The organism is Nocardioides soli (assembly GCF_014191495.1).
Classification (GTDB): Bacteria; Actinomycetota; Actinomycetes; order Propionibacteriales; family Nocardioidaceae; genus Nocardioides; species Nocardioides soli.
Genome location: NZ_JACHWR010000002.1, coordinates 1255874 through 1279375 on the forward strand (window position 1 = coordinate 1255874; position 23502 = coordinate 1279375).

Consider the following 23502-nt stretch of genomic DNA (forward strand, 5'->3'; position numbering starts at 1 on the left):
CTTCGGCGATCGCGACCGACGGCGTTCGGCCGCCCGTACCATCGGGTGATGCCGTGGCCGCTGCGACCTTCCGGCCCGGTGCTCGCGGGAGTGTTCGCCCTCTGGTCGACCGCGTTCCTGTGGCCCCAGCTGAGCCCCGCGCTGGCCGTCCTGCCCGTCGGGTTCGGCGTGGGCGGCTGGCTGCTGGTCCGGCACGTGGTGGCCGGTGCCCTCGTCGTGGCGATGACCCAGGCGGCCGGCCTGGCGCTGGGTGCCCCCGTGGAGAACGCGGCCGGGCTGCTGCCGGCGATCTGCTGCCTGTTCTTCGTCGGCCGCCGGCTGCCTCCCGCCTGGGGCGGGTGCGTCCTCGTCGGGTACGTCGCGGTCATCGCGGCCAGTGGGTTCGGGGTGTCGCGGGCGCTCGTCGGAGTCCTGCTGTTCACCGGGACCTGGCTGGTCGGTCAGGTCGTGGGGGAGGGCGCCGCCGTGGTCCAGGCCCGGCGGGCGGTGGCCCGCGACCTGGAGCTGCGTGACCACGAGGTCACCGCCGCTGAGGTCGTGGATCGCGAGCGCGGCCGGATCCTGTCGGGCTCCCTCGACATCGTCGAGCAGGCGGTCGCCTCGATGCGCGCCGACGCCGAAGCGGCCGCGCAGTTGCTCGACCCCCATCTGCTCGACCGCGTCGGCAGTCGCGGCGAGGCCGCCATCGCCGATCTGCGCCGCATCCTGGGCCTGCTGCGGGCACCGGTCGTCGCGCGGGAGCCGGTCCTGGACGAGGCGCTGCTGCGCTTCGTGACGTCGGATGGTCCCCTGCCCGCGGACGTCGAGCGTCGAGGCGCCTGGCGGACGGACGCGCTCCTGGCGGTGGCTCTCGCGGCGGTGGGCCTGGCCGAGGCCGTCGGTCACTCACTCGAGCCCGCCGCCACCGGGCTGGCCGCCGGGGTGCCCCTCGGGCTCGCCCTGTGGCGCACCGCGCCCGCGCTCGCGGCCATGGTCTGCGCGGTGCCGATGGCCGTGGCGTTGGCGATCGACGTGCCGGTTCCCCACGGGGTCGTCGAGATGACCACCATCGCGATGCTGGCCTGGGCGGCCGCCGGCGCCGCGACCGAGCTTTCTGGGCTCGGTCCGCGGGCACTCGTGATCCTCCCCGCCGGGGTGGTGGTGGTCCTCTCCGCCGTCGGGACCTGGCGCTCGCCCACGCTGAGCCTGGTCCCGGTCGTGGTCGCCGCGGTCGCGGCGGTCGCGGTGTGGACCCGGCGCCGGACCCAGCACGCGGAGAGCGAGGCCGACAGCCGGATCAGCCGCGCGCAGGCCCGGCTGCGGTCGAGTGTCGACGACGCGATGGCGGCCGAACGGCTCCGGATCGCCCGCGAGCTGCACGACATCACCAGCCATGCGGTCGGGGCGATGGTGCTGCAGGCGCGTGCCGCGCGGGCACTCGCCGGGCGTGACCCGGTCGCCGCCCACCGGGCGGTCGACAACGCCCTGATGGCGGGAGATCAGGCGATGAAGGATCTCGGCGAGCTCGCCGAGATGCTGCGCGACGACCTCCACCGGTCCGACTCCGAGGACCTTCAGGGGCTCGTCGACCGGCTGGGCACCACCGGGCTGGAGATCGACCTCGAGGGCGACCTCCCCGAGGATCCCGAGATCGCGTTCACGGTGCACCGCATCGTGCAGGAGGCCCTGGCCAACGCCGCCCGCTACGCCCCGGGGGCCCGGGTGCGGGTCCGGCTGGTCGAGGAGCCGGACCGGGTCAGCGTCCTCGTGCAGGACGGGGGCGGTCGGCACCACGCCGCGGCGCCGAGCGGCACCGGCTTCGGACTCGACGGCCTCGTTGAGCGGGTCCGGCTCCAGGGCGGCCAGCTGAGCGCGGGGCCCGAGGGCCGGGGCTTCCGGGTCTCCGCCGTGCTGCCCACGTCGCCGGTACCCCCGGTGTCGGGGCCCATCGAGGCGACCCCGATGATGACCGCGCCGCCGCCGGCGTCCGACCGGACCGGCCAGGCGGGCCAGACAAGAGAGGTGACTCGACCGTGATCAAGGTGGTGATCGCCGACGACCAGGACCTGGTCCGCGGCGGACTCAGCGCCCTGCTCGCCTGTGAGCCGGACATCACGGTCGTGGGAGAGGCCACCGACGGGCAGCAGGCGGTCGGGCTGGCCCGAGAGCGGGCCGCCGACGTGGTGCTGCTCGACATCGAGATGCCCGGGAGCGACGGCCTGCAGGGGATCCGGGCGCTGGCGCAGGCGCGTCCCGAGGCGCGCGCCCTGATGCTCACCACGTTCGATCTCGACGAGTACGTCTTCGAGGCGCTGCGCGCCGGCGCGAGCGGGTTCCTGCTCAAGACCACGCCGCCCGCCGAGCTCTCCGCCGGCATCCGGGCGGTGCACGCCGGGGAGATGCTGTTCGCGCGCTCCGTCGTACGACGCCTGGTCGAGACGTTCGTGCGTCAGCCACCCACGCCCACCGCCTCGGGTGTCCTCTCCAGCCTCACCGAGCGCGAGGTCGAGGTGCTGCGGGCGATCGCTCGTGGCCTGTCGAACGCGGAGATCGGCGCCGAGCTCTACCTCGCCGAGACCACGGTGAAGACCCACGTGGCACGCATCCTCGCCAAGCTCAACCTGCGGGACCGGGTGCAGGCGGTGGTGCTGGCCTACGAGACCGGGCTGGTGCGCCCCGGCGCCTGACCCTCCCCGGGACGACCCACGATCGTCCTTGCGGGCGACCGGGGTCGTCCCCGCGAGCGATGCGGCGGGGGCACCGGACGGGCCACGCTGCTGAGGCCCGTGTTCCCGACCTCCGGAGCCTCACTATGCCCGCCCGACCCTCCCGGGTCGCGGCCCTCCTGGCCGCCCTCGCCCTGCCGTTGTTCGCCCTCCCGGTGACCACCCTCCCGGGGGTGGCCACGGCCGCGGAGAGCCCGCAGCAGGCCGACGATCTCCAGCACACCCAGAAAGCCCAGAAGGCCCAGAAGGCCCGGCACACGCTGCACCCCGGGTCCCCGGCCGCGCCGGGCCGGCGCGTGACGCAGGGCGCCACCCAGCGCGCGACCCAGCGCGCGACCCAGCGCACCATCCAGTCGGCCGCGCTGGACGGCAGCATCGTCTTCATCCGCAACGCCAACGTCTGGCTGATCCGCCCCGACGGCACCGGCCTGCACCAGGTGACCAGCGACGGGACGGCCGACTCGCCCTACGAGGACCCGACGATGTCGGACACCGGCGTCATCGCCGTGGCCCGGGGCGGTCAGATCATCCGAATGCTGCAGAACGGCGTCGTCCTGGGCGTGCTGGCCCCGCCCAGCCTCTTCCTGCCCTCGCCCGGCACGCTGCTGATCACCCCGATCCACGAGCCGGTGATCTCACCCGACGGCTCCCGGATCGCCTACAGCCAGCTGCGGTCGAAGGACTACAGCGGCCGGATCCGCATCGAGGAGCTCACGTCGTTCACCGACGCGACCGGCCTCAGCCCCACGACGACGTACGGCATCGTCTCGGGCCGCGAGCCGGCGTGGCTGTCCCCCACGCGCGTCGTGCTCTCCTCCAGCGGCATCGCCGACCTGCAGGACCTGGGCCACGACGAGGCCACCACCTGGTTCTACCAGGACCAGGTGATCAGCGACGAGGACGGCTATCCGCTGCAGTGGCACGGGATCAACCACCCCGAGGTGTCGGCGGACCTGAGCCGGGTGACGTATCTCGTCGGTGACGACTTCGTCGGCATCGGCAGCGTGACCGGCGATCCGCGGACGAGCATCCCGGCGCCGCCGACGACGCCGGCCTGCTTCCTCGCCTCGGACGACACCACCACGCCCGGACCGGTGTTCGACTCGCCGAGCCTGGGTCCCGACGGCCGGTCCGTGGCCTACGAGGAGCTCGGCGACCTGTGGGTGGTGACGTCCTTCGACAGCTGCGACGCGGCCACGTCCATCCGGCTCCTCGTCCCCGGCGGGACCAACCCGGACTGGTCCGCGGCCCCGCTGGCGCCGCCGGCCCTGCCGGCTCCGCCTCCGGCGCCCAGGCCCGGCTCCAAGCCCGCACCCGGCCCGGGTGGCGGCGGCGCCCCCGGCGCCGAGCAGGACCGCTTCGAGGTGTTGGCGAAGGCGGCGGTGCAGGGCTCGGCTCGCGTCGGCAGGACGCTCACCCTCCGCCCGGCGCGGTTCGCGCCCAGCCCGCAGCGGACCCGGATCCAGTGGCTGCGCAACGGCGCGGCGATCAAGCGGGCGACCAAGCCCCGCTATCGGCTCACAGCGGCCGACCGCGGCCGCCGGATCTCGGTCCGGGTGACCGCGATCCGAGCCGGCTACAGCAACCGCTCCGTCACCTCGGCCGCGCTGCGCGTGCGCTGAGCACCTCTGCTCGTCTCCAGGAGAAGACCGTGTCACGAACCTTCCTTGCCCGGGCCAGCGGCCTGGCCACGCTCGCCCTGCTGCTCGGCATGGCGCCGGCCCACGCGATCGACATCGAACCACCCACCATCACCTTCACTCCGGCCGGGGACCGGTGGTTCCCCGGCAGTACGCCGGTCACGGTCGCGGTCGCCGACGTCGGCGGCGGCTCGGTCGACAGCGTGGAGTACCAACTCACCGGCGCCCATGACTCCGGGGGGCTGCTGGGTCGCAGCGGCGGGACGATCGCCCTCACGAACGGCGGGGTCACCGAGGTCGTCGTGACCGCGACCGACCGGTCGGAGAACACCGCCCGGAGCACGGTCTGGTTCGGCATCGACCGCGACTACCCGACGGTCGGCGTCACCGCTCCGGCCGACGGTGCCCGCGTGATCCAGCACTCGACCGTGGCGCTGTCGTACGACTGCGCGGACGCGCTCTCGGGGATCGCGTCGTGCAGTGACACGACTCCGAGCGGCAGCGCCCTCGACACCTCGACGCTCGGCACCCACACCGCCCAGGCGATGGCCGTCGACCGGGCCGGGAACACGACGACCAAGACCGTCGCCTACGAGGTCGTACGCGGCACGTTCGTGCTCGGCGTCAAGTCGTCCATGCTCGGCGGCTTCCGGGTCGGGGAGACCGTGACCGCCGTCCCGCCGCGCACGACGCCGGCGGCGTCGTCGTACTCCTACCAGTGGCTGATGGACGGCGTCGACGTGCCGGGCGCGACCGAGGCCACCTACGCCGTCAGGCCCACGGACTCCAACAAGCGGATCTCGGTGCGGGTCACCGCTTCGCGGCCGGGCTACGACGACCTGGTCAGCGAGTCGAGCCGGATACTCGTCGGGCAGGCGTCGTTCAGCACGTCCGGCCCGGTCATCTCCGGCGACCTCGTCGTGGGCGGCACCCTGGCCGGCTCGATCGAGGCCACCCCCGCCCCCACGGCCGTCTTCTGGACCTGGCGGGTCGACGGCACGAAGGTCGGCGACGAGAGCAGCTACGAGGTCCGGCCCGAGGACGTGGGCAAGCGGGTCGTGCTGCAGGCGGAGCTGTGGCGTCCCGGCTACGTCTCGATCTGGCCGCACACCGAGCCCAGCGAGCCGATCCGGCCCGCGACCCAGGACCTCCAGGTCGTGGCCACGGTGGACGGACACCCGGCGGTCGGCCAGCAGCTCACCGCCGTCCTGTCGGGCGTTCCCTCCGGCGTCCAGACCGCGTTGCAGTGGTACGCCGACGGCGCTCCGATCTCGGAAGCCACCGGCACGAGCCATCTCCTGACCGCTGCCCAACAGGGCACCTCGATCACGGTCGAGGTGACCGTGGACCGGCTCGGCCACGTGCCGTGGCGCACCACCAGCGCACCGGTCGGTCCGGTCGCGGCCGCTCCGGACGCCGGGCCGAACCCGGGCGGTGCGAACGACCCCGCCGTCGTCGGCACCCCCACGATCTCGGGCACCGCGGTGGCCGGCCAGCGACTGACGGCCCAGCTGCCGCCACTTCCGGCCGGTGTCACGGCGAGCTACCAGTGGCTCGCCGACGGTGCGCCGATCGCCACCGGCACCGGACCCACGCTGCTGCTGGGGCGCGGCGAGGTCGGTCGACGCGTCTCGCTGCGAGCGAGCGTCACCGCGCCCGACCGGCTGCCGTGGCACGGCACGACCGAGCCGACGACGGCCGTCGCCAAGGCGCGGGCCGTGCTCCGCACCAAGGTGCGCACCCCGCGCGACGCCACCCGCACGGCCACCGTCACGGTGCGGGTCAGCGCCTCCGGCCTCGCTCCGACGGGCCGTGTCACGGTGCGTCGCAAGGGCAAGACCCTGGCGCGAGCCGCCGTGCGCTCCGACGGAACCGCACGGATCACGCTGCGGAGGCTGAAGCCGGGCGGGCAGCGGCTGACGGTGGCCTACGCCGGCGACCCGAGCACGGCCGCGGCCCAGCGCGCCCTGCGGTTCCGGATCCGATGACGCTCGGTAGCCGGTGATCCCGTGGGGGCGACGACGCTGCGATCCGGCGGTCGGTAGCGTCGTCGCCATGCCCCTTCTCGTCCGTCCCGAGCGACCCGGTGACGAGGCGGCGATCTTCGCCGTGACCCGCGACGCCTTCGCCGGCGCCGAGCACTCCAGCGGCACCGAGCAGCTGATCGTCGACGCGCTGCGGGGTCGGGGAGCCCTGGCCGTGTCGGAGGTCGCGGAGCTGGAGGGCTCCGTGGTCGGCCACGTGGCGATCTCCCCGGTCACCATCATCCCGGTCGACGGGCGCCGTACGCCGGGCGCGCAGGGGTGGTACGGACTCGGGCCGGTCTCGGTGCGTCCCGACCACCAGGGGACCGGTATCGGCACCGCGCTGGTCACCCAGGCGCTGGCGGCGATCGACACCGCGATGGGGTGCGTGGTCCTCGGGGACCCCGGCTACTACGGCCGGTTCGGCTTCCGTCCCGATCCGCGGCTCGTGCTCCCAGGGGTGCCCGCCGAGTACTTCCAGGTGCTGCGACTGGCGGCCCGCGAGATCCCGCAGGGGACGGTCGGCTACGACCCGGCCTTCGACGTCGAGGCCGTGGACTGAGCGCGCTCGCGCCGTCTGGGTGGCGGGGCGGTGCGCACGATAGACAGGTCCGGTGGACACCACCTCGCCGATGTTCCTGGTCCTGGACCTCACCGGCACGTTCGCCTTCGCACTGAACGGCGCGCTGACGGCGATCCGGGTCGCCCGGCTCGACATCGTCGGGGTGATCACGCTCGGCATGTTCACCGCGCTGGGCGGCGGGATGATCCGCGACGTGATGCTCGGGGCGCTGCCACCGGCGACGTTCAGCGACTGGCGCTACCTCGCGGTGGCCGCGATCGGCGGCCTGGTGGCCTTCGTGGCCGGCCGCCACCTCGACCGGCTGGCCAAGCCGATCCTGGTGCTGGACGCCGCCGGCCTGAGCCTGTTCGCGGTCAGCGGCGCGCTCAAGGGGCTGGACCTCGGGGTCGGCTCCGCCCAGGCGGTGATCCTGGGGGCGATCACCGCCGTCGGCGGCGGCACCCTGCGCGACGTGCTGATCCGCGAGATCCCGGCGGTGCTGAGCAGCGGCCTGTACGCGATCCCGGCGCTGGTGGGCGCGTTCGTCCTGGTCGCCGGCGACCAGCTCGGGGTCGCCGACCTGCCGGCTGCGATCACCGGGGCCGTCGTCTGCTTCGTCATCCGGATGATCGGCGTCCGCTTCGGCATCGACGCGCCGAGCCCGCCGGGCACCGGGCAACGGGCCTGAGGGACTCCCGGGCCGCCGTCGGGGGCCCGGCCCTTGCGGCGCCGCGGCGGTCGGCCCTAGATTGGACACATGTCCAGTCAGTTGTCCGCTTCGCCGCGCCAGGGGCTCAACCGCCGCCAGGCCGAGACCGTCGAGCGGCTGCTGGCCGCCGGGCACGAAGAGCTCGGCGCGGTCGGCCACGAGGCGCTGACCGTGCGCACCGTCGCCCACCGCGCGGGCGTCTCGCCGGCGACGGCGTACACCTACCTGGCCTCGAAGAACCACCTGTTCGCTGAGCTCTTCTGGCGGTTCCTCGCCGAGGACGCCCACGAGCCGACCGGCGCGGACGTCATCGAGCGCCTGCAGTCGGTGACCCGCCACCTGACGCGGCGGCTCGCCGAGGAGCCGGAGCTGGCCGCGGCGGTGACCTCCGCGCTGCTCGGCAGCGACCCCGACGTGGAGCGGCTGCGGCTGCGGATCGGCGGCGAGCTCGTCGCGCGCTTCCGCACGGCCCTCGGCGCGGACGCCGACCCGGTCGTGGTCGAGACGGTGGCGCTGGCGTTCTCGGGGGCGCTGCTGCAGGGCGGGATGGGGCTGATGACCTACACCGAGATGGGCGAGCGGCTCGACGCGGTCGTCGCCGTGATCATGAGGGGCAATGCGTGAGCATGACGACGGACGCCATCGTCTTCGACCCGTACGACTACGCGTTCCAGGAGGACCCCTACCCGACGTACCGTCGGTGCCGCGACGAGGACCCGCTGCACCACAACGAGGAGCTCGACGTCTGGTTCCTCACCCGGCACGCCGACATCCAGCACGCGCTGCGCACCGAGGGCGTCTACTCCAACGCGATGGGGGTCTCCATCGACCGGAGCGCGTGGGGCCCCGACGCTCATCGAGTGATGTCCTTCCTCGGCATGGACCCGCCCCGCCAGCAGCGGCTGCGGTCGCTGGTCTCCAAGGGATTCACGCCGCGACGGGTGACCGAGCTGGCCCCGCAGATCCAGCGACTGACCGACCACTACCTGGACCGGTGCCTGGAGCGGGCCCGGGACGGGCAGGGCTTCGACTGGATCCACGACTTCGCGGGCCTGCTCCCGATGGATGTCATCTCCGAGATGATGGGTGTGCCCGAGTCCGACCGGGCGGAGGTGCGCCGGCTCGCCGACCTCGTCGTGCACCGCGAGCCGGGCATGCGCGACGTCCCGCCCGCCGGCATGGAGGCGTCGCTGGTGCTGGTCGGCTACTACGCCGAGATGGTCGCGCAGCGCAAGAGGCGGCCGACGTCCGACCTGACCAGCGCCCTGCTCTCGGCGGAGATGGACGGCGACCGGCTCGGCGAGGACGAGATCATCGCCTTCCTCTTCCTGATGGTCGTCGCGGGCAACGAGACCACCACCAAGCTGCTCGGGCACGCGCTCTTCCACCTGACCCGGCACCCCGCGCAGCTCGAGAAGGTCTTCGCCGACCCCGACGACCGGGGCGACCTCGTGGTGCCGTGGATCGAGGAGACGCTGCGCTACGACACCTCCAGCCAGATGCTCGCGCGGCACCTGCTCGCCGACGTCGAGCTGCACAGCCGGGTCGCGCCGGCGGGCTCGAAGGCGGTGCTGGTGCTCGGCTCGGCCAACCGCGACGACCGGGTCTTCGACGATCCGGACCGGTTCGACGTCTTCCGCGAGCGGGACGAACTGGCGCAGTTGCTGAGTTTTGGCGGGGGCCGGCACTTCTGCCTCGGCGCCAACCTGGCCCGCCTCGAGGCCCGGATCGCCCTGGCCGCGCTGGTACGCCGGGTCCGCGCGGTCGAGGTCGCCCACGACGACTGCGTGCGGGTGCACTCGGTCAACGTGCGCGGCTTCGCGTCGGTGCCGGTGCGGATGGAGGCGCGATGAGCGCGGTGTCGGCGTGCGGCGGTGTCGGCGCGCGGCGGTGTGTCAGCAACCGTTCTGGCCGGGCGATCGGTTGCCTGCTCACCGCGCCCCGGTGGCGGTGCCGTGCGGCGGTGTGTGAGCAACCGTTCCGGTCGGGCGATCGGGCGGTGGGTGCTCCACGTTCCTGGTCCCGCGCTGGGTGGATTGTCCACCGCCGCCGGGAGCCGGCCGTCGGTGGAGGCGGCATGAGCGCGGTGCCGGCGTGCGGCGGTGTGTCAGCAACCGTTCTGGCCGGGCGATCGGTTGCCAGCTCACCGCGCCCCGGTGGGTGTCGTGCGGCGGTGTGTGAGCAACCGTTTTGGTGGGGCGGTCGGGCGATCGGGCGGTGGGTGCTCCACGTACCTGGTCCCGCGTTGGGTGGATTGCCCACCGCCGCCGGGAGCCGGCCGTGGATGGAGGCGCGATGAGCGCGGTGTCGGCGTGCGGCGGTGTGTCAGCAACCGTTCTGGCCGGGCGATCGGTTGCCTGCTCACCGCGCCCCGGTGTCGGCGTGCGGCGGTGTGTGAGCAACCGTTCCGGTGGGGCGATCGGTTGCCTGCTCACCGCCACCCGGCGGCGCGGCCCGGAGGCGGCATGAGCAAGTACGCGCAGCCGACCCGCCGGCCCGCGGTCGTCACCGGCGCCTCGTCGGGCATCGGCGCGGCGACGGCGCTGGCGCTGGCGGCGTCCGGGTTCCCGGTCGCGCTCGGTGCGCGGCGTACCGATCGGTGCGAGGAGGTCGCCGCCCAGATCCGCGCGGCTGGCGGCGAGGCGGTCGCGCACGCGCTCGACCTCACCGACGACTCCTCGGTCGAGGCGTTCGCCGCGCGGGTGAGCGCCGATCTCGGCGACGTCGAGGTCGTGATCTCCAACGCCGGCGCGGTCGCACCAGGCACCATCCACGAGGTCGACACCGACCGCTTCGCCCGCGAGCTCGACCTCAACGTCGTCGGGGCGCACCGACTGGTGCGGGCCTTCGTGCCCGGCATGGTCGAGCGGCGCCGCGGCGACCTGGTCTTCGTCTCCTCCGACGTCGCGGCGCGGGCCCGCCCGTTCATGTCGTCGTACGCCGCCGGCAAGTGGGGCCTGGAGGGCCTCGCGCACGCGATGCAGATGGAGCTCGAGGGCACCGGCGTGCGCGCCTCGATCGTGCGTCCCGGTCCCACCTGGAGCGAGATGGGCACCGACTGGGACGACGCAGAGGCGGCGTTCGTGCTCAACCAGTGGGTCCGCTTCGGGTTGGCCCGGCATCCGCACTTCCTCAAGCCCGCCGCACTCGCCGACGCGATCACCACGGTGGTCAGCGCGCCCCGCGGCGTGCACCTCAGCCTGATCGAGGTGAACCCCGAGGCGCCGCTCGACGATCGGGGTGATGTCACCCGCTGAGGGGTGGTGCGGGGCCACCTGTCCAGGCGCGACGCTCGACGGACGGTGATCCGCGAAGGGAGCGTGCGTGGACCCAGACACCGCCGGCTCCGCCCGGACGCCAGCACCGCGACTGCTGCCGATCGTCGGTCAGCTGCGGGACTACCGGCGCGCCTGGCTCCGCGGGGACCTGCTGGCCGGCGTTGTGGTCGCCGCGCTGATCATCCCCAAGAACCTCGGGTACGCCGGGATCGCCGGCGTACCCCTCGAGCACGGGCTGTACGCCGCGGCCGTCGGCGCCCTCCTGTACGCCGTGTTCGGCACCTGCCGGCAGATCTCGATGGGCCCGAGCTCCGGACTCGCGGCCGTCGCGGGCGGCGCCGTGCTCGTCACCGGGATCACCGACACCGCGGACGTGGCCACTCTGGTCGCCGGGATCACCCTGGTCAGCGGCCTGATCTTCCTGGCGCTGGCCGTCTTCCGGATGGGCTGGCTCTCGCAGTTCCTCTCGCGCGCGGTGGTGACCGGCTTCCTCTTCGGCGCGGCGATCGACGTGGTCGTCGGCGAGCTGCCCAAACTGACCGGCACCGACGCCGAGGGCGACAGCTCCTTCCAGGAGTTGTGGTCGTGGCTGTCGGGCCTCGACGACGCCCACCTCGACACGGTGCTCGTGGGCACGGTCGCGCTGGTGGTGGTCTTCGGCGTCCGCCGGTTCGCCCCGCGGCTGCCGGGCTCGCTGGTGCTGCTGGTGGGCGGACTGGTCGCGTCCGCCCTGCTCGATCTGGGCGACCACGGCGTCGCGCTGGTCGGCGAGATCCCACGGGGGCTGCCGTCCTTCGACGTACCGGACCTCGGCCTGCTGGTCGACCACGCGAGCACGGTGCTGCTCGCGGCGTTCGCGCTGGTGATGATCGGGTTCTCCCAGACCGCGGGCGACGCGCGGTCGTTCGCGGCCAAGCACCGCTACCAGGTCGACATCGACCAGGAGTCGGTCGCCCAGCCGCGGCGAACATCGGCGCCGGGCTGCTGAAGGGGATGCCGGTCTCGACCAGCCTCTCCGCGAGCTCGCTCAACGACCGCACCGGCGCGCGGAGCAACCTGGCGAGCCTGACCTCGGGGCTCACGGTGGTGCTCGCGCTGATCGTGCTGGCGCCGCTCTTCTCGTCGTTGCCCAAGCCGGTGCTGGCGGCCCTGATCATCGAGGCCGTCGTGATGGGGATGATGGACGTCGGCGAGATGCGCCGCCTGCGCCGGGTCTCGCGGGTCGACTTCTGGGTCGCGGTGGCGGCGATCCTCGCGACGCTGGTGTTCGGGGTCCTCGCCGGGGTGGCGATCGGGATCGCGCTCTCGCTGCTGTGGCTGGTCTACGTCGCCACCCATCCGCGACTCTCGACGCTCGGCCGCGAGGCCGGCACCCAGGTCTTCCGCGACCTCGACGAGCACCCGGACGACGAGACGATTCCCGGCGTCGTGGTGCTGCGGATGGACGGCGGCGTCTTCTTCGCGACCGCCGACACGCTCGAGGACCGGGTCCGCGCCGTGCTGATCGATCCCGACGTGCACGGCGTCGTGCTGCACTTCGCGGGCGTCAACTTCGCCGACTCCCAGGGCGCGGCGACGCTCTCGGAGGTCATCCGGATGGCCGACGAGGCCGGCGTCGACCTGCGCTTCGCCGCGGTCCGGCCGGCGGTGCGCCGGCTGCTGGAGCGCGACGGCGTGATCGGCCGGCTCGGCGCCGACCGCGTGCACGGCAACGTCCACCGGGCCGTGGTCGCACTGACGACCGCCGAGCCGCCGGCCCACCATCGCGAGGAGCCGACCTGATGACGACCGATCTCCCGAGCCGGACCGACCCGCCCGCCGTCGTACCGCGGTGGGAGTGGCGCGCCTTCGGCGACCTCGCCGACGAGGCGCTCGCGTCGCTGCGGACCGTGGCCCCGGCGGTCAGCGACGAGACCTACGTGCTCTCGATGTGGACGAACGCCTCGGTCAAGGTGCGCGACGACCTGCTCGACGTCAAGGTGCTGCGCCGGGTCGACGGGGCCGGGCTCCAGCTGTGGACGCCGACCATGAAGGCGGCCTTCCCCGTCGACGAGGCGTACGTGGCCGCGGCGTTCGAGGCCCTCGGCCTGCCGGAGCCGGTGACCGGGCGACCCCGGCACACCCGCTCCGAGCTGCTGCTCGACGTGATCGGCGCCCACGACGAGCTCCGGCTCGTCGACGTGCACAAGGTGCGGCACCGCTCGGTGCTGGAGGGCTGCCTGGTCGAGTACACCGAGATCAGCGCCGAGGGCTCGTCCACCTGGACCGTCGCGGCGGAGTCGCCGGACCCCGAGCTCGTGTCCGCGACCGTCCGCAGGCTCGGCCTCGCGGGGCGTCGCAACACCTGCGTCGCCGACGGGCTCAAGGCGCTGCTCGGCTGGCGCCCGACGCGGTACGCCGTCCTCGACGTCGGCACCAACTCGGTCAAGCTGGTCGTCGGCGACCGGGCGGGCCGGACCGAGCTCGACACTGCCGTGGTGACCCGGCTCGGGGAGGGTCTGGCGGAGTCCGGCGGGCTGACCCCCGCGTCGATGGATCGCACCGTCGCCGCGATCGCGGGTCTGCTCGACGACATCCGCGGCCGGGGCCCGGTCGAGATCGTGGCCGTCGGGACGGCGGGGCTGCGGCAGGCGCCCAACCGGGACGACTTCCTCGGCGCCGTCCTCGACCGCTGCGGGGTGGCGGTCGAGGTGATCTCGGGTCCTGAGGAGGCCCGGCTCGCCTACCGGGCGGCGGTCTCCTCCCTGACCTCCGGCGGCGACGGCCTGCTGGTCTTCGACTCGGGCGGCGGCAGCAGCCAGTTCACCTTCGGCAGTCGCGATCGGATCGCGGAGCAGTTCAGCCTCGACGTCGGTGCGGTGCGCCTGACCGAGCGGTTCGGGTTGGCGGGCGCCGTGCCTCGGGAGACCGTCGACGCGGCCCTCGAGGCGATCTCGGCCGAGCTGGGTCGGGTCGCCGGGCGGTCGCGGCCGGACGCCGTGATCGCGATCGGCGGCACCTCGACCAACCTCGCCGCGGTCAGCCACGGCCTGACGACGTACGACCCCGACGTGGTGCACGGCACCGTCGTCGACGTCGCCGAGGTGGACCGGCAGATCGAGGAGTACCGGCGGCGTGCCGCCGACGAGCGCCGCACGATCGCCGGGCTCCAGCCCGCCCGGGCCGAAGTGATCCTCGCGGGTGCGTGCATCGTGCGCACGATCCTCACGCTGACCGGGCAGCAAGCGATCACCGTCAGCGACCGCGGCCTGCGCCACGGTGTGGCCGCCGAGCGGTTCGGAGGCTGATCCGGCTCTTGTCGTCCGAGAGAACGTGTTCTAGATTGGACAGGTGTCCAGTCTTATGTCCATCCCGGAGGTCTCGTACGTCGTGCCGGACGACCCCGGGCGGAACTGGGGCCACCTGGCCGAGATGCGGGTCGACCCGATCGGCCTGTTCGAGCGGGTGCGCGCCGAGTGCGGCGACATCGGCCGCTTCCGGCTCGCCGACAAGGACGTCGTGCTGGTCTCGGGCGCCGAGGCCAACGAGCAGTTCTTCCGGGCGCCCGACTCGACGCTCGACCAGGCCGCGGCGTACCCCTTCATGACGCCGATCTTCGGCAAGGGCGTGGTCTTCGACGCCTCGCCGGAGGAGCGCCAGCAGATGCTCAAGAACCAGGCGCTGCGCGGCGACATGATGCGTGGGCACGCCTCGACCATCGAGGCCGAGATCCGCCGGATGGTCGCCGACTGGGGCGACGCGGGCGAGATCGACCTGCTCGACTGGTTCGCGGAGCTGACGATCTACACGACGTCGGCCTGCCTGATCGGCAGGCCCTTCCGCGAGGAGCTCGACTCGTCGTTCGCCCACCACTACCACGAGCTGGAGCGCGGCACCGACGCGCTCGCGTACGTCGACCCCTACCTCGACATCGAGTCGTTCCGGCGCCGCGACGCCGCGCGGGAGCAGCTCGTCGAGCTGGTGCGGGGGATCATCGACCGGCGGAAGGCGCGGGGCACGGTGCCAAGGGAGGAGCGCGACCTGCTCGACGTGCTGATCTCGATCGACATGAGCGCCGACCACATCACCGGCATCTTCATCTCGATGATGTTCGCCGGCCACCACACCTCGTCCGGTACGGCGTCCTGGGCGCTCATCGAGCTGATGCGCAACCCCGAGACCATGGCCGCCGTCGTCACGGAGCTGGACGACCTGTACGCCGACGGCTCGGAGGTCTCCTTCCAGGCGCTGCGCTCGATCCCGCAGCTCGAGGCGGCGCTCAAGGAGACACTGCGCCTGCATCCGCCGCTGGTCATCCTGATGCGGGTCGTCCGGGAGGAGATCGAGCTGGCCGGGCACCGGATCCCGCCGGGCACGGTGGTCGCGGCGTCGCCGCGGGTCTCGAACCGGATCGGCACGGACTTCCCCGACCCGGAGACCTTCGACCCGGGCCGCTACGTCGACCCGCGCCAGGAGGACCTGCAGAACCGCTGGACCTGGATCCCGTTCGGCGCCGGCAAGCACCGGTGCGTCGGCAACGCGTTCGCGATGATGCAGATGAAGGCGATCTTCTCGGTGATCCTGCGCGACTACGAGTTCGAGATGGCCCAGCCGCCGGAGTCCTACCGCGACGACGTGTCGAAGATGGTGATCCAGCTCGAGCAACCCTGCCGGGTGCGGTACCGCCGGAGGCAGCGGTGATGTCGGTGGCGGGGGGTGGTTTCGAGGCTCAGGCGCCAGCGCGCCTTCGCACCTCAACCACCGCAACGGCGGTTGAGGTACGAGGAGCGCCAGCGACGAGCCTCAAAACCCCCACGGAGCAAGGGCGATGAGCTTCCGGGTGGTCGCCGACCTCGACCTGTGCCAGGCGCATCAGGTGTGTCAGGGCGAGGCCCCCCAGGTGTTCGGCTTCGACGCGGAGGCCGATCGCGTGACGGTGCTCCAGGAGCACCCGGACGAGTCCCTGCGGTCCGACGTGCGGTCGGCCGTGAAGTACTGCCCGGCCATGGCGTTGGCCATCGAGGAGGAGTGACCATGCCGCTGACGCGAGCAGAGATCGAGGAGTTCTGGGAGTCCTGGCTGGCGATCAACCGGGAGGCCGAGCGGATCGGCGACTGGAAGATCATGGCCGACTGGTACGCCGAGGACGCGACGTACGGCTGGATGTACACGCCCGACGAGCACTTCATGGCGATCGGACGCGAGGAGATCCGCGAGCTGGCGATCGGCCAGGAGATGGCCGGGCTCGACGGCTGGCACTACGACTACCAGGCGACGATGATCGACGAGAGGAGCCGGATGATCGCGGGCTTCTGGAAGCAGAAGTCCGGGATCACCGACGACGAGACCGGTGAGGAGTACGAGATCCTCGGCATCGGCGGGTCCTGGTTCGGTGTGGAGCGGCAGGACGACGGGGCGCTCAAGTTCGCGTGGCAGCGCGACTGGTTCGACCTCGGCTCCACCGCCCACACGTTCCTCGCGATCGCGTCCTCCGGCAAGGCGCCGCAGGGCCTGCTGGACCGGATGGCCGTGGACGGCAGGAGCCAGCCGGGGCACTACCGGCTGCGTGACCTGCCGTCGACGGTGTGGCCGCCGCCGGTGGAGCGTGGGGACTTCATCACCCAGCAGGCCGCTCGATGACGGCGCTGCCGCCCACGGCCCAGCAGCTCGTTGACGGCGAGCTGGTCGGGGCCGGCGACGGCACGACGTACCCGATCCTCAACCCGGCCACGGGCGCGGAGATCGGTCGCGCCCCGGACGCCACGGCAGCGGACGTCGAGGGGGCGATCGCTGCCGCGCGCCGGGCCTTCGACGAGAGCGGCTGGTCGACGGACGTGGAGCTGCGGGTGCGCTGCCTGCGTCAGCTGCACCGGGCGCTGCTCGACCACGCGGATGCGTTCCGGGCGCTGACGACGGCCGAGGTCGGCATGCCCGGCTTCATGATGGGGGCGGCCGGGTTCGACGTGCCGGTCGACGGACTGGGGTGGGTCACCGACCTGGTGGAGTCCTACGAGTTCGAGACCGACCTCGGGGTCGCGGCGCCGATGGGGATCCCGTCGCGCCGGACCGTGCGTCGTGAGCCGGTCGGCGTCGTCGCCGCGATCACGCCGTGGAACGTGCCGACCCAGATCAACCTCGCCAAGGTCGGCCCGGCGCTCGCGGCGGGCTGCACAGTGGTGCTCAAGCCCGCGCCGGACACGCCGTGGCTGGCCTGCGAGCTGGGCCGGCTGGTCGCCGAGCACACCGACCTCCCCCCGGGCGTCTTCAACGTGGTCACCCCGCGGTCCAACGAGGTCGCGGGGTTGCTGGCCACCGATCCGCGCGTCGACATGGTCTCCTTCACGGGCTCGACCGCGACCGGCCGGTCGATCATGGCGGCGGCCGCTCCGACGCTGAAGAGGGTCTTCCTCGAGCTCGGCGGCAAGTCCGCAGCGATCGTGCTCGACGACGCCGACCTCGCCTCCGCCGCTGGGGCGACGGCGTTCACCGCCTGCATCCACGCGGGCCAGGGCTGCGCGATCACCACGCGGCTCGTCGTACCGCGGGAGAGGTACGACGAGGCCGTGCGGGTCGCGGCCGCGACCATGGAGACGATCGGCGCCAAGGACCCCGCCGACCCCGGCGCGATCTGCGGGCCGCTGATCTCCCGGGCGCAGCGCGACCGGGTCGAGGCCTACCTGCGGCTGGCTGTGGAGGAGGGCGGCAGGTTCGCCACCGGCGGCCGCGTCATCGACCAGGCGGGCTTCTGGGTCGAGCCCACGGTCATCGCCGGCCTCGACAACTCCAGCCGGCTGGCGCAGGAGGAGATCTTCGGCCCGGTGCTCGTGGTGATCGCGCACGACGGCGACGACGACGCGGTGCGGATCGCCAACGACTCGGCGTACGGCCTCTCGGGCTCGGTGGAGTCCGGCTCGCTGGAGCGGGCCCGCGCGGTGGCCGCCCGGATCCGCACCGGCACGATCGCCGTCAACGGCGGGGTGTGGTTCAGCCCCGATGCGCCGTTCGGCGGCTACAAGCAGTCCGGCATCGGCCGGGAGATGGGGGTCGCGGGCTTCGAGGAGTACCTCGAGACCAAGACGATCGCTGAGCCCGCATGAGGGACGTAGCGGTGTTTCGAGACAGGCGCCAGCGCGCCTTCCTCAACCACCGCGACGGTGGTTGAGGAGGTTGCGCTAGCAACCGTCTCGAAACCCAGTGAGCCAAGAGGAGACAGCAAGTGAGCAGGTTCGAGGGCAAGGTCGTCGTCGTCACCGGGGCGGCGCAGGGCATCGGCGAGGCGTACGCGCGAGCGCTGGCGGCCGAGGGCGCTTCGGTCGTGGTCGCCGACCTCAACACCCAGGCGGGCGAGAAGGTCGCCGCCGACATCGGCGGGCTGTTCGTGCGCACCGACGTGTCGTCCCACGAGTCGGCCGCCGCGCTGGTCGAGGCGACGGTGGCGGCCTACGGCGGCATCGACGGGCTGGTCAACAACGCCGCGATCTACGGCGAGATGGCCTTCGACCTGCTGATCAGCGTCGACTGGGACTACTACCGCAGGTTCATGTCGGTGAACATGGACGGCGCGCTGGTGATGACCCGCGCGGTCTACCCCGAGATGCAGAGGCGCGGGGGCGGGTCGATCGTCAACCAGTCCAGCACCGCGGCGTACCTCTACTCCGGCTTCTACGGCCTAGCCAAGGTCGGCATCAACGGACTGACCCAGCAGCTCGCGCACGAGCTCGGCGGCATGAGGATCCGTGTGAACGCGGTCGCCCCCGGCCCGACCGACACGGCCGCCACCCGCACGCAGGCCGGCGACGCGGCCCAGGAGCTGGTGAAGAACCTCGCCCTCAAGCGGATGGGCCAGCCCGAGGACCTGGTCGGCGCCTGCCTCTTCCTGCTCTCCGACGAGTCGGCGTGGGTGACCGGCCAGATCCTGGCCGTCGACGGCGGACAGACCTTCCGGCCATGACGACACGGGTGGGCTTCGTGGGCCTCGGCAACATCGGGAGGCCGATGGCACTGCGGCTCGCGGCCGCCGAGGGCATCGAGCTGACCGTGTACGACGTGGTGCCGGAGCCGGTCGCGGAGCTGGTGGCGGCCGGTGCGAGGTCGGCGGCCTCCGTCGGCGCGCTCGCCGACAGCTCCGACGTCGTCTGCGTGATGGTGCGCGACGACGACCAGGTCCGGACGGTGGCCGCCGACGTCGGCGACGGCGCCGTGCTGGTGGTCCACTCGACCGTCGCGCCGGGCACGCCCGCCGAGCTGGAGGCCGGCGGGTCGACCGTGCTCGACGCACCCGTCAGCGGTGGCCCGATGGGCGCGGCCGAGGGCACGCTCGCGGTCATGGTCGGTGGCTCCGACGAGGCGTTCGTCCTGGCCCGCCCGGCGCTCGACGCGATGTCGTCGTACGTCGTGCACGCGGGTCCGCTCGGTGCCGGCACGCGGATGAAGCTGGCCCGCAACCTGATGCACTTCGTGGCGTTCACGGCCGCGACCGAGGCGCAGCGGCTCGCCGAGGCCTGCGGGCTCGACCTCGTCGAGCTGGGCAGGGTGGTCCGCCACACCGACGCGATCACCGGTGGCCCGGGCGCGATCATGCACCGCGACACGACCGCGCCGATCGTGGAGGGCGACTTCTGGCGCGGCGTGTTCGAGCACGTCGCCGCGCTGGGGGAGAAGGATCTCGGGCTCGCGGTCGAGCTCGCCGAGGGGCTCGACGTCGACGTACCGCTCGCGAGGCTGTCTCTCGAGCGACTGAGGAAGGGGCTTGGCCTTGGGTAAGTTCGACGACCTCCCGGAGACGCGTCGCCGGGGCCTGGAGCGGATGGAGCAGGTCTACGGCTTCGAGATGACCGACGGCACCGGCGACTTCTTCGCCTACACCGCCGACCACCTCTTCGCCGACATCTGGAACCGGCCCGGCCTGACCGACCGCGACCGCCGGCTGCTGCTGATCGGACTGCTGGCCGGCAGCCACCAGCACGACGTGCTGACCATCCAGATCCCCGCGGCGTACGCAGCCGGCGAGCTCGACGAGCAGCAGTTGCGCGAGATCGTGATCCTGCTGTGCCATTACGCCGGCTGGCCGACCGGCTCCCGGGTCAACCAGATCGTCGAGGAGACGATCGCCCAGGCGGCCCGGCAGGCCCGACCTGGGGGATAGCCAGTGACGGAATGGTCGTTCCCGGCGTCTGGGAACAGCCAATTCGTCACTGGGTATCGCGAGGTGTCTGGTGGTGGGTCGTGGGGGGTGGGGTCGTTGTCGTGGTCGGGAAGGGGTGGGGGTGGGGGATAGCCAGTGACGATGTGGTGGTTCCCGGGGTCTCGGAACGACCACACCGTCACTGGGTATCGCGAGGTATCGGTCAGAAGAGGTCCGGCACGGTCCAGCCGTCGAGGTCGTACTCGGCGAGGAAGTCGTCGGCGAAGCCCTTCATCGCGTCGACGCCACCGCGGGCCTGGGCGGCGAAGAGCAGCTCGGCCTTCACGTTCTCGTGGTTGCCGGAGTAGTTGCGCTCGTAGAGCTCGTGGCGGCCGCCGAACTCGGAGCCGATCGAGTCCCAGAGCGCCTTCATCACCTTGACCCGCTCGACCGCGGTGATGCCGTCGGAGCCGCGGACGTACCGGTCGAGGTAGGGCCGCACCTCCGGGCTCTTGAAGTCGGCGGCGCCCGACGGCAGGTAGATCAGGCCGGAGGCCACGTCCTGCTCGATGATCTCCTTGACGCGCGGGTAGCCGTGGATCATGAACATCCGGTAGGTCAGGCCGTACTCGAGCTTCGGGATCACGGCGTCGCCCACCCACGGCTCGGGGTCGCGGGCCATCGACTCGGTGAGCGACCAGAAGAGGTTGCGCCACCCGATCACCTCGCCGACGCGGGTCTGCACGCCGCGGAAGCCGCCCGACCCGGTCGAGTCGAGCGCCTTGAGCAGCAGGCCGGCGAGGAAGTCGAGCTTCACCGCGAGCCGCGTGCAGCCCTGGAAGGTGAAGCGCGGCAGGAAGCCCGACTGCGGGAAGAACGCGTTGATCCGGTCGACGTCGCCGTACATGAAGACGTTCTCCCAGGGCACCAGCACCTTGTCGAAGACGAAGATCGTGTCGTTCTCGTCCATCCGGCTCGACAGCGGGTAGTCGAACGGCGAGCCGTTGCGCGCGGCCTGCTCCGTGTACGACGTGCGGCAGATCAGCTTGATGCCCGGCGCGTCCATGGGCACGGTGCAGATCAGCGCGAACTGCTTCTTGCGGATCGGCAGGCCGTAGTGGGCGATGAAGTTGTAGTTGGTGATCGCCGAGCCGGTCGCCACGACCTTGGCGCCCGAGACGATCAGCCCGGCGTCGGTCTCCTTCTCGACCTTCATGTAGACGTCGCCGACCTCGTCGGGCGGCAGCTGGCGGTCGACCGGCGGGTTGATGATCGCGTGGTTCCAGTAGAGGACCTTCTCCTGCGACTCGCGGTACCAGCGCTCGGCGTTCGCCTCGAACGGCGCGTAGAGCTCCTTGTTGGCGTGCAGGGTGCCGAGGAAGCTGGCCTTGTAGTCGGGGGAGCGGCCCATCCAGCCCCACGTCATCCTGGCCCAGCGGGCGATCGCGTCGCGCTCCTTGAGCAGGTCGGCCGACGACGTCGGGGTCTTGAAGAACGGCATGGTGACGCCGCCGTTGCCGGTGTCGGTCGGCACCGTGAGCTCGTCGACGTGCGGACCGGTGTGCAGGGCGTCGTAGAGGCGCGCGGTCATCCGCACCGGGTTGCGGAACGCCGGGTGGGTGGTGACGTCCGGCACCCGCTCGCCGTGCAGGTAGATCTCGCGGCCGTCGCGGAGGCTCTCGATGTACTCGTCGCCCGTCATCGGGCGGGAGGCGAAGTTGGTCCGCTTGTTGGCGGGGGCGTCGGCGGCCGGGTTGGCGGTCGGCGGCGCGTCGTCGGCCGGGATGTCGCTGGGGCGCTCGGTCAGCGTGGTCATGGCGGTGCTCCTCGGTGTCGGTATCGGTGTCAGAAGTGGCTGGCGGACGGGATCGGGGTGAAGCGGGTGGCGGCGTCGAACCACCCGCTGTGCGGGTCGTCGGCGCAGTGCAGCCAGGTGGCGTCCGCGCTGCGGCCACCCAGGTGGTGGAAGGCGCTGCCGTGGAAGAGCAGCGGCCTGCGGTCGTGGACCTCGACCTCGACGACCTCGCCGAGGAACAGCAGGTGGTCGCCGCCGTCGTCGGTGCGCCACGGCCGGCACGAGACGGTCGCGGCCGTCCCACAGAGCAGCGGGGCGGTCGGGCCGTCTCGCCAGCGCACCGGGTCGGTGCCCGGACGTCCGGCGAACCGCATCGCGACGTCGACCTGGTCGGCCGCCAGCACGTTGACGGCGTACGCCGCGCCGTCGAGCAGGCCGCAGGCCTTCGAGGCCCGGGTGAGGGCGACCTGCACCAGCGGCGGGTCGAGCGAGATCGGCGTGAACGCCGTGACGGTGGCGCCGTGCGGCGTGCCGTCGGCGGTCTCGCAGGTGATGACCGTGACGCCCGTGGCGAACCGGCCGAAGGTGTCCCGGAGCGTTCTCGTGTCCATGGCCCGGGGACGCTAGGCGCGCCTCGGTGGCGGGTCGATCCGCTTCGCGAAGCACCTATCCGGATCACGATCCGGGGGTGTGACGGATCTCGCTCCCAGGGCTACCGTGTGCCGCGAACACCTTGGAGGTGCGCCCATGGTCATGACCGTGGACCCGGACTGGGACTCGTTCTCGGGCGCCGTCGCCGACGCCTACTTCCCGCACGAGCTCGTCGTCCGGCGCGCCCCCGACCAGCCGCAGCCGGTGCTCCGCTCGGTGGCCCTCGGGCCGGTCCGGCTGGCCCGGATCGGCTGGGGCTCCGACGTCTCGGTCGAGTCCGATCACCCCGGCGCGTGGGCGGTCAACGTGCCGCGCAGCGGGGTGCTCGAGGCGCGGATCGGGGAGCGGCACGTGCTGTCGGTGGACGGCCAGGCGACGATCTGCCCGCCCGATGTCCGCACCCGGATGACGCGCTGGTCGGCCGACTGCGCGATCGTCGGCATGCGGGTCGACAAGGACTACCTCGGCCAGGAGGTCGCGACCCTGGTCGGCGGGTCGACGCGCGCGATGCCGCGCCAGCTCGACCTGCGCACCGCGTCCGGGAGCACCTGGCTGAGCCTGTTGTCGTCGATCGGCAGCGAGGTGCTGCACAACCCCGCGCTGAGCGGTGACGACCAGGTCGCCCGACGGCTGGGCGCGACGCTCACCGCCGCCCTGGTGCTCGCGTGCTACCCCGACTCGTCGGAGTGCGGGTCGCTGCAGCCGCGCATCGTCTCGCGCGTGCTGGACGCGATCGAGGCCGACCCCGCCCGGCCGTGGACCGCCTCCGAGCTCGCCACGATCGCCGGCGTCGGGATCCGCCGTCTCCAGCAGGGCTTCCGGGAGTACCGCGGTACGACTCCGACCGTCGCGCTGCAGGAGATCCGGCTCGAGCGCGTGCACGCCGACCTGCTGGCCGGCCACCCCGGCACGGTCGCGGACGTGGCGTACCGCTGGGGCTTCAACCACCTCGGCCGCTTCGCCGCCGCCTACCGCGAGCGGTACGGCGTGCCGCCGTCGCACACGCTGCGCGGCTAGCGGCACCACCACCCGGTA

General features: G+C 72.6%; 22 protein-coding genes. 20 read left to right on the forward strand and 2 right to left on the reverse strand.

The features are described from left to right. Positions 1–48: 48 nt before the first annotated feature. The 19 genes from FHU40_RS16320 to FHU40_RS16405 all read left to right on the forward strand — a co-directional run bounded on the left by FHU40_RS16320 (position 49) and on the right by FHU40_RS16405 (position 20042). Positions 49–2016: a histidine kinase gene (locus tag FHU40_RS16320; RefSeq protein WP_183593301.1), complete on the forward strand. Its 1968-nt coding sequence runs from the start codon at positions 49–51 to the stop codon at positions 2014–2016. Continuing rightward, a complete protein-coding gene (locus tag FHU40_RS16325; protein ID WP_183593302.1) occupies positions 2013–2666 on the forward strand; it encodes a response regulator in 654 nt (217 codons plus the stop codon). Before FHU40_RS16320 ends, FHU40_RS16325 begins: the two co-directional genes overlap by 4 nt. Positions 2667–2791: 125 nt before the next feature. Next, complete coding sequence (locus tag FHU40_RS16330) at positions 2792–4327, forward strand: TolB-like translocation protein (RefSeq protein WP_183593303.1); 1536 nt, start codon at positions 2792–2794, stop codon at positions 4325–4327. Between the two features lie 29 nt (positions 4328–4356). Continuing rightward, the gene (locus tag FHU40_RS29565; RefSeq protein WP_183593304.1) at positions 4357–6333 is read left to right on the forward strand and encodes an Ig-like domain repeat protein; all 1977 of its coding nucleotides are present in this window, start codon (positions 4357–4359) and stop codon (positions 6331–6333) included. A 67-nt stretch (positions 6334–6400) separates the two neighbouring features. Beyond that, the gene (locus FHU40_RS16340) at positions 6401–6931 is read left to right on the forward strand and encodes a GNAT family N-acetyltransferase (RefSeq protein ID WP_183593305.1); all 531 of its coding nucleotides are present in this window, start codon (positions 6401–6403) and stop codon (positions 6929–6931) included. A 52-nt stretch (positions 6932–6983) separates the two neighbouring features. Further along, positions 6984–7619: a trimeric intracellular cation channel family protein gene (locus FHU40_RS16345; RefSeq protein ID WP_183593306.1), complete on the forward strand. Its 636-nt coding sequence runs from the start codon at positions 6984–6986 to the stop codon at positions 7617–7619. 69 nt (positions 7620–7688) lie between these two features. Then, entirely contained in the window at positions 7689–8264 is a 576-nt protein-coding gene (locus FHU40_RS16350) for a TetR/AcrR family transcriptional regulator (RefSeq protein WP_183593307.1), read from the forward strand. Between the two features lie 2 nt (positions 8265–8266). Next, positions 8267–9493, forward strand: coding sequence for a cytochrome P450 (locus FHU40_RS16355; RefSeq protein WP_183593846.1), 1227 nt, complete (start codon positions 8267–8269; stop codon positions 9491–9493). A gap of 612 nt (positions 9494–10105) precedes the next feature. After that, the gene (locus FHU40_RS16360) at positions 10106–10897 is read left to right on the forward strand and encodes an SDR family oxidoreductase (RefSeq protein WP_183593308.1); all 792 of its coding nucleotides are present in this window, start codon (positions 10106–10108) and stop codon (positions 10895–10897) included. A 67-nt stretch (positions 10898–10964) separates the two neighbouring features. After that, positions 10965–11906, forward strand: a complete 942-nt coding sequence (locus tag FHU40_RS27755) for a SulP family inorganic anion transporter (RefSeq protein WP_221199867.1) — start codon at positions 10965–10967, stop codon at positions 11904–11906. A gap of 5 nt (positions 11907–11911) precedes the next feature. After that, the gene (locus tag FHU40_RS29025; protein ID WP_221199868.1) at positions 11912–12700 is read left to right on the forward strand and encodes a SulP family inorganic anion transporter; all 789 of its coding nucleotides are present in this window, start codon (positions 11912–11914) and stop codon (positions 12698–12700) included. After that, positions 12700–14205, forward strand: a complete 1506-nt coding sequence (locus FHU40_RS16370) for a Ppx/GppA phosphatase family protein (RefSeq protein WP_183593309.1) — start codon at positions 12700–12702, stop codon at positions 14203–14205. The genes FHU40_RS29025 and FHU40_RS16370 overlap by 1 nt, the downstream gene beginning before the upstream one ends. 43 nt (positions 14206–14248) lie before the next feature. Next, positions 14249–15598 carry a cytochrome P450 gene (locus FHU40_RS16375; RefSeq protein WP_343057892.1) on the forward strand — a complete coding sequence of 450 codons (1350 nt, stop codon included), beginning with the start codon at positions 14249–14251 and terminating at the stop codon, positions 15596–15598. Positions 15599–15725: 127 nt separating this feature from the next. Further along, positions 15726–15929: a 4Fe-4S domain-containing protein gene (locus FHU40_RS16380; protein WP_183593310.1), complete on the forward strand. Its 204-nt coding sequence runs from the start codon at positions 15726–15728 to the stop codon at positions 15927–15929. Positions 15930–15931: 2 nt separating this feature from the next. After that, positions 15932–16537 (forward strand): nuclear transport factor 2 family protein, encoded by a 606-nt coding sequence (locus tag FHU40_RS16385; protein ID WP_183593311.1) that lies wholly within the window; start codon positions 15932–15934, stop codon positions 16535–16537. After that, entirely contained in the window at positions 16534–17994 is a 1461-nt protein-coding gene (locus tag FHU40_RS16390) for an aldehyde dehydrogenase (protein ID WP_183593312.1), read from the forward strand. The genes FHU40_RS16385 and FHU40_RS16390 overlap by 4 nt, the downstream gene beginning before the upstream one ends. Before the next feature lie 119 nt (positions 17995–18113). Beyond that, on the forward strand, positions 18114–18848 hold the full coding sequence (locus tag FHU40_RS16395; RefSeq protein ID WP_183593313.1) for an SDR family oxidoreductase: 735 nt from the start codon (positions 18114–18116) through the stop codon (positions 18846–18848). Beyond that, positions 18845–19660 carry an NAD(P)-dependent oxidoreductase gene (locus tag FHU40_RS16400; protein ID WP_183593314.1) on the forward strand — a complete coding sequence of 272 codons (816 nt, stop codon included), beginning with the start codon at positions 18845–18847 and terminating at the stop codon, positions 19658–19660. Before FHU40_RS16395 ends, FHU40_RS16400 begins: the two co-directional genes overlap by 4 nt. After that, positions 19653–20042, forward strand: a complete 390-nt coding sequence (locus FHU40_RS16405) for a carboxymuconolactone decarboxylase family protein (RefSeq protein ID WP_246390624.1) — start codon at positions 19653–19655, stop codon at positions 20040–20042. Before FHU40_RS16400 ends, FHU40_RS16405 begins: the two co-directional genes overlap by 8 nt. A gap of 202 nt (positions 20043–20244) precedes the next feature. Here the strand turns inward: FHU40_RS16405 and FHU40_RS16410 are convergent, their stop codons facing one another. Together FHU40_RS16410 and FHU40_RS16415 are read right to left on the reverse strand one after the other, a co-directional pair. After that, the gene (locus FHU40_RS16410) at positions 20245–21837 is read right to left on the reverse strand and encodes a 4-hydroxyphenylacetate 3-hydroxylase family protein (protein WP_183593315.1); all 1593 of its coding nucleotides are present in this window, start codon (positions 21835–21837) and stop codon (positions 20245–20247) included. A gap of 29 nt (positions 21838–21866) precedes the next feature. Further along, positions 21867–22427, reverse strand: coding sequence for a flavin reductase family protein (locus tag FHU40_RS16415; RefSeq protein ID WP_183593316.1), 561 nt, complete (start codon positions 22425–22427; stop codon positions 21867–21869). Between the two features lie 136 nt (positions 22428–22563). On the opposite strand from FHU40_RS16415, the gene FHU40_RS16420 reads away from it, so the two are divergent. Then, the gene (locus FHU40_RS16420; protein ID WP_183593317.1) at positions 22564–23484 is read left to right on the forward strand and encodes an AraC family transcriptional regulator; all 921 of its coding nucleotides are present in this window, start codon (positions 22564–22566) and stop codon (positions 23482–23484) included. The last annotated feature ends 18 nt before the right edge of the window (positions 23485–23502 follow it).

Coding starts and splice junctions, on each gene's coding strand:
- FHU40_RS16320 (WP_183593301.1), top strand. CDS start 49: ATGCCGTGGCCGCTGCGACCTTCCGGCCCGGTGCTCGCGGGAGTGTTC.
- FHU40_RS16330 (WP_183593303.1), top strand. CDS start 2,792: ATGCCCGCCCGACCCTCCCGGGTCGCGGCCCTCCTGGCCGCCCTCGCC.
- FHU40_RS16340 (WP_183593305.1), top strand. CDS start 6,401: ATGCCCCTTCTCGTCCGTCCCGAGCGACCCGGTGACGAGGCGGCGATC.
- FHU40_RS16350 (WP_183593307.1), top strand. CDS start 7,689: ATGTCCAGTCAGTTGTCCGCTTCGCCGCGCCAGGGGCTCAACCGCCGC.
- FHU40_RS16355 (WP_183593846.1), top strand. CDS start 8,267: ATGACGACGGACGCCATCGTCTTCGACCCGTACGACTACGCGTTCCAG.
- FHU40_RS16360 (WP_183593308.1), top strand. CDS start 10,106: ATGAGCAAGTACGCGCAGCCGACCCGCCGGCCCGCGGTCGTCACCGGC.
- FHU40_RS29025 (WP_221199868.1), top strand. CDS start 11,912: ATGCCGGTCTCGACCAGCCTCTCCGCGAGCTCGCTCAACGACCGCACC.
- FHU40_RS16370 (WP_183593309.1), top strand. CDS start 12,700: ATGACGACCGATCTCCCGAGCCGGACCGACCCGCCCGCCGTCGTACCG.
- FHU40_RS16380 (WP_183593310.1), top strand. CDS start 15,726: ATGAGCTTCCGGGTGGTCGCCGACCTCGACCTGTGCCAGGCGCATCAG.
- FHU40_RS16385 (WP_183593311.1), top strand. CDS start 15,932: ATGCCGCTGACGCGAGCAGAGATCGAGGAGTTCTGGGAGTCCTGGCTG.
- FHU40_RS16390 (WP_183593312.1), top strand. CDS start 16,534: ATGACGGCGCTGCCGCCCACGGCCCAGCAGCTCGTTGACGGCGAGCTG.
- FHU40_RS16400 (WP_183593314.1), top strand. CDS start 18,845: ATGACGACACGGGTGGGCTTCGTGGGCCTCGGCAACATCGGGAGGCCG.
- FHU40_RS16410 (WP_183593315.1), bottom strand. CDS start 21,837: ATGACCACGCTGACCGAGCGCCCCAGCGACATCCCGGCCGACGACGCG.
- FHU40_RS16415 (WP_183593316.1), bottom strand. CDS start 22,427: ATGGACACGAGAACGCTCCGGGACACCTTCGGCCGGTTCGCCACGGGC.
- FHU40_RS16420 (WP_183593317.1), top strand. CDS start 22,564: ATGGTCATGACCGTGGACCCGGACTGGGACTCGTTCTCGGGCGCCGTC.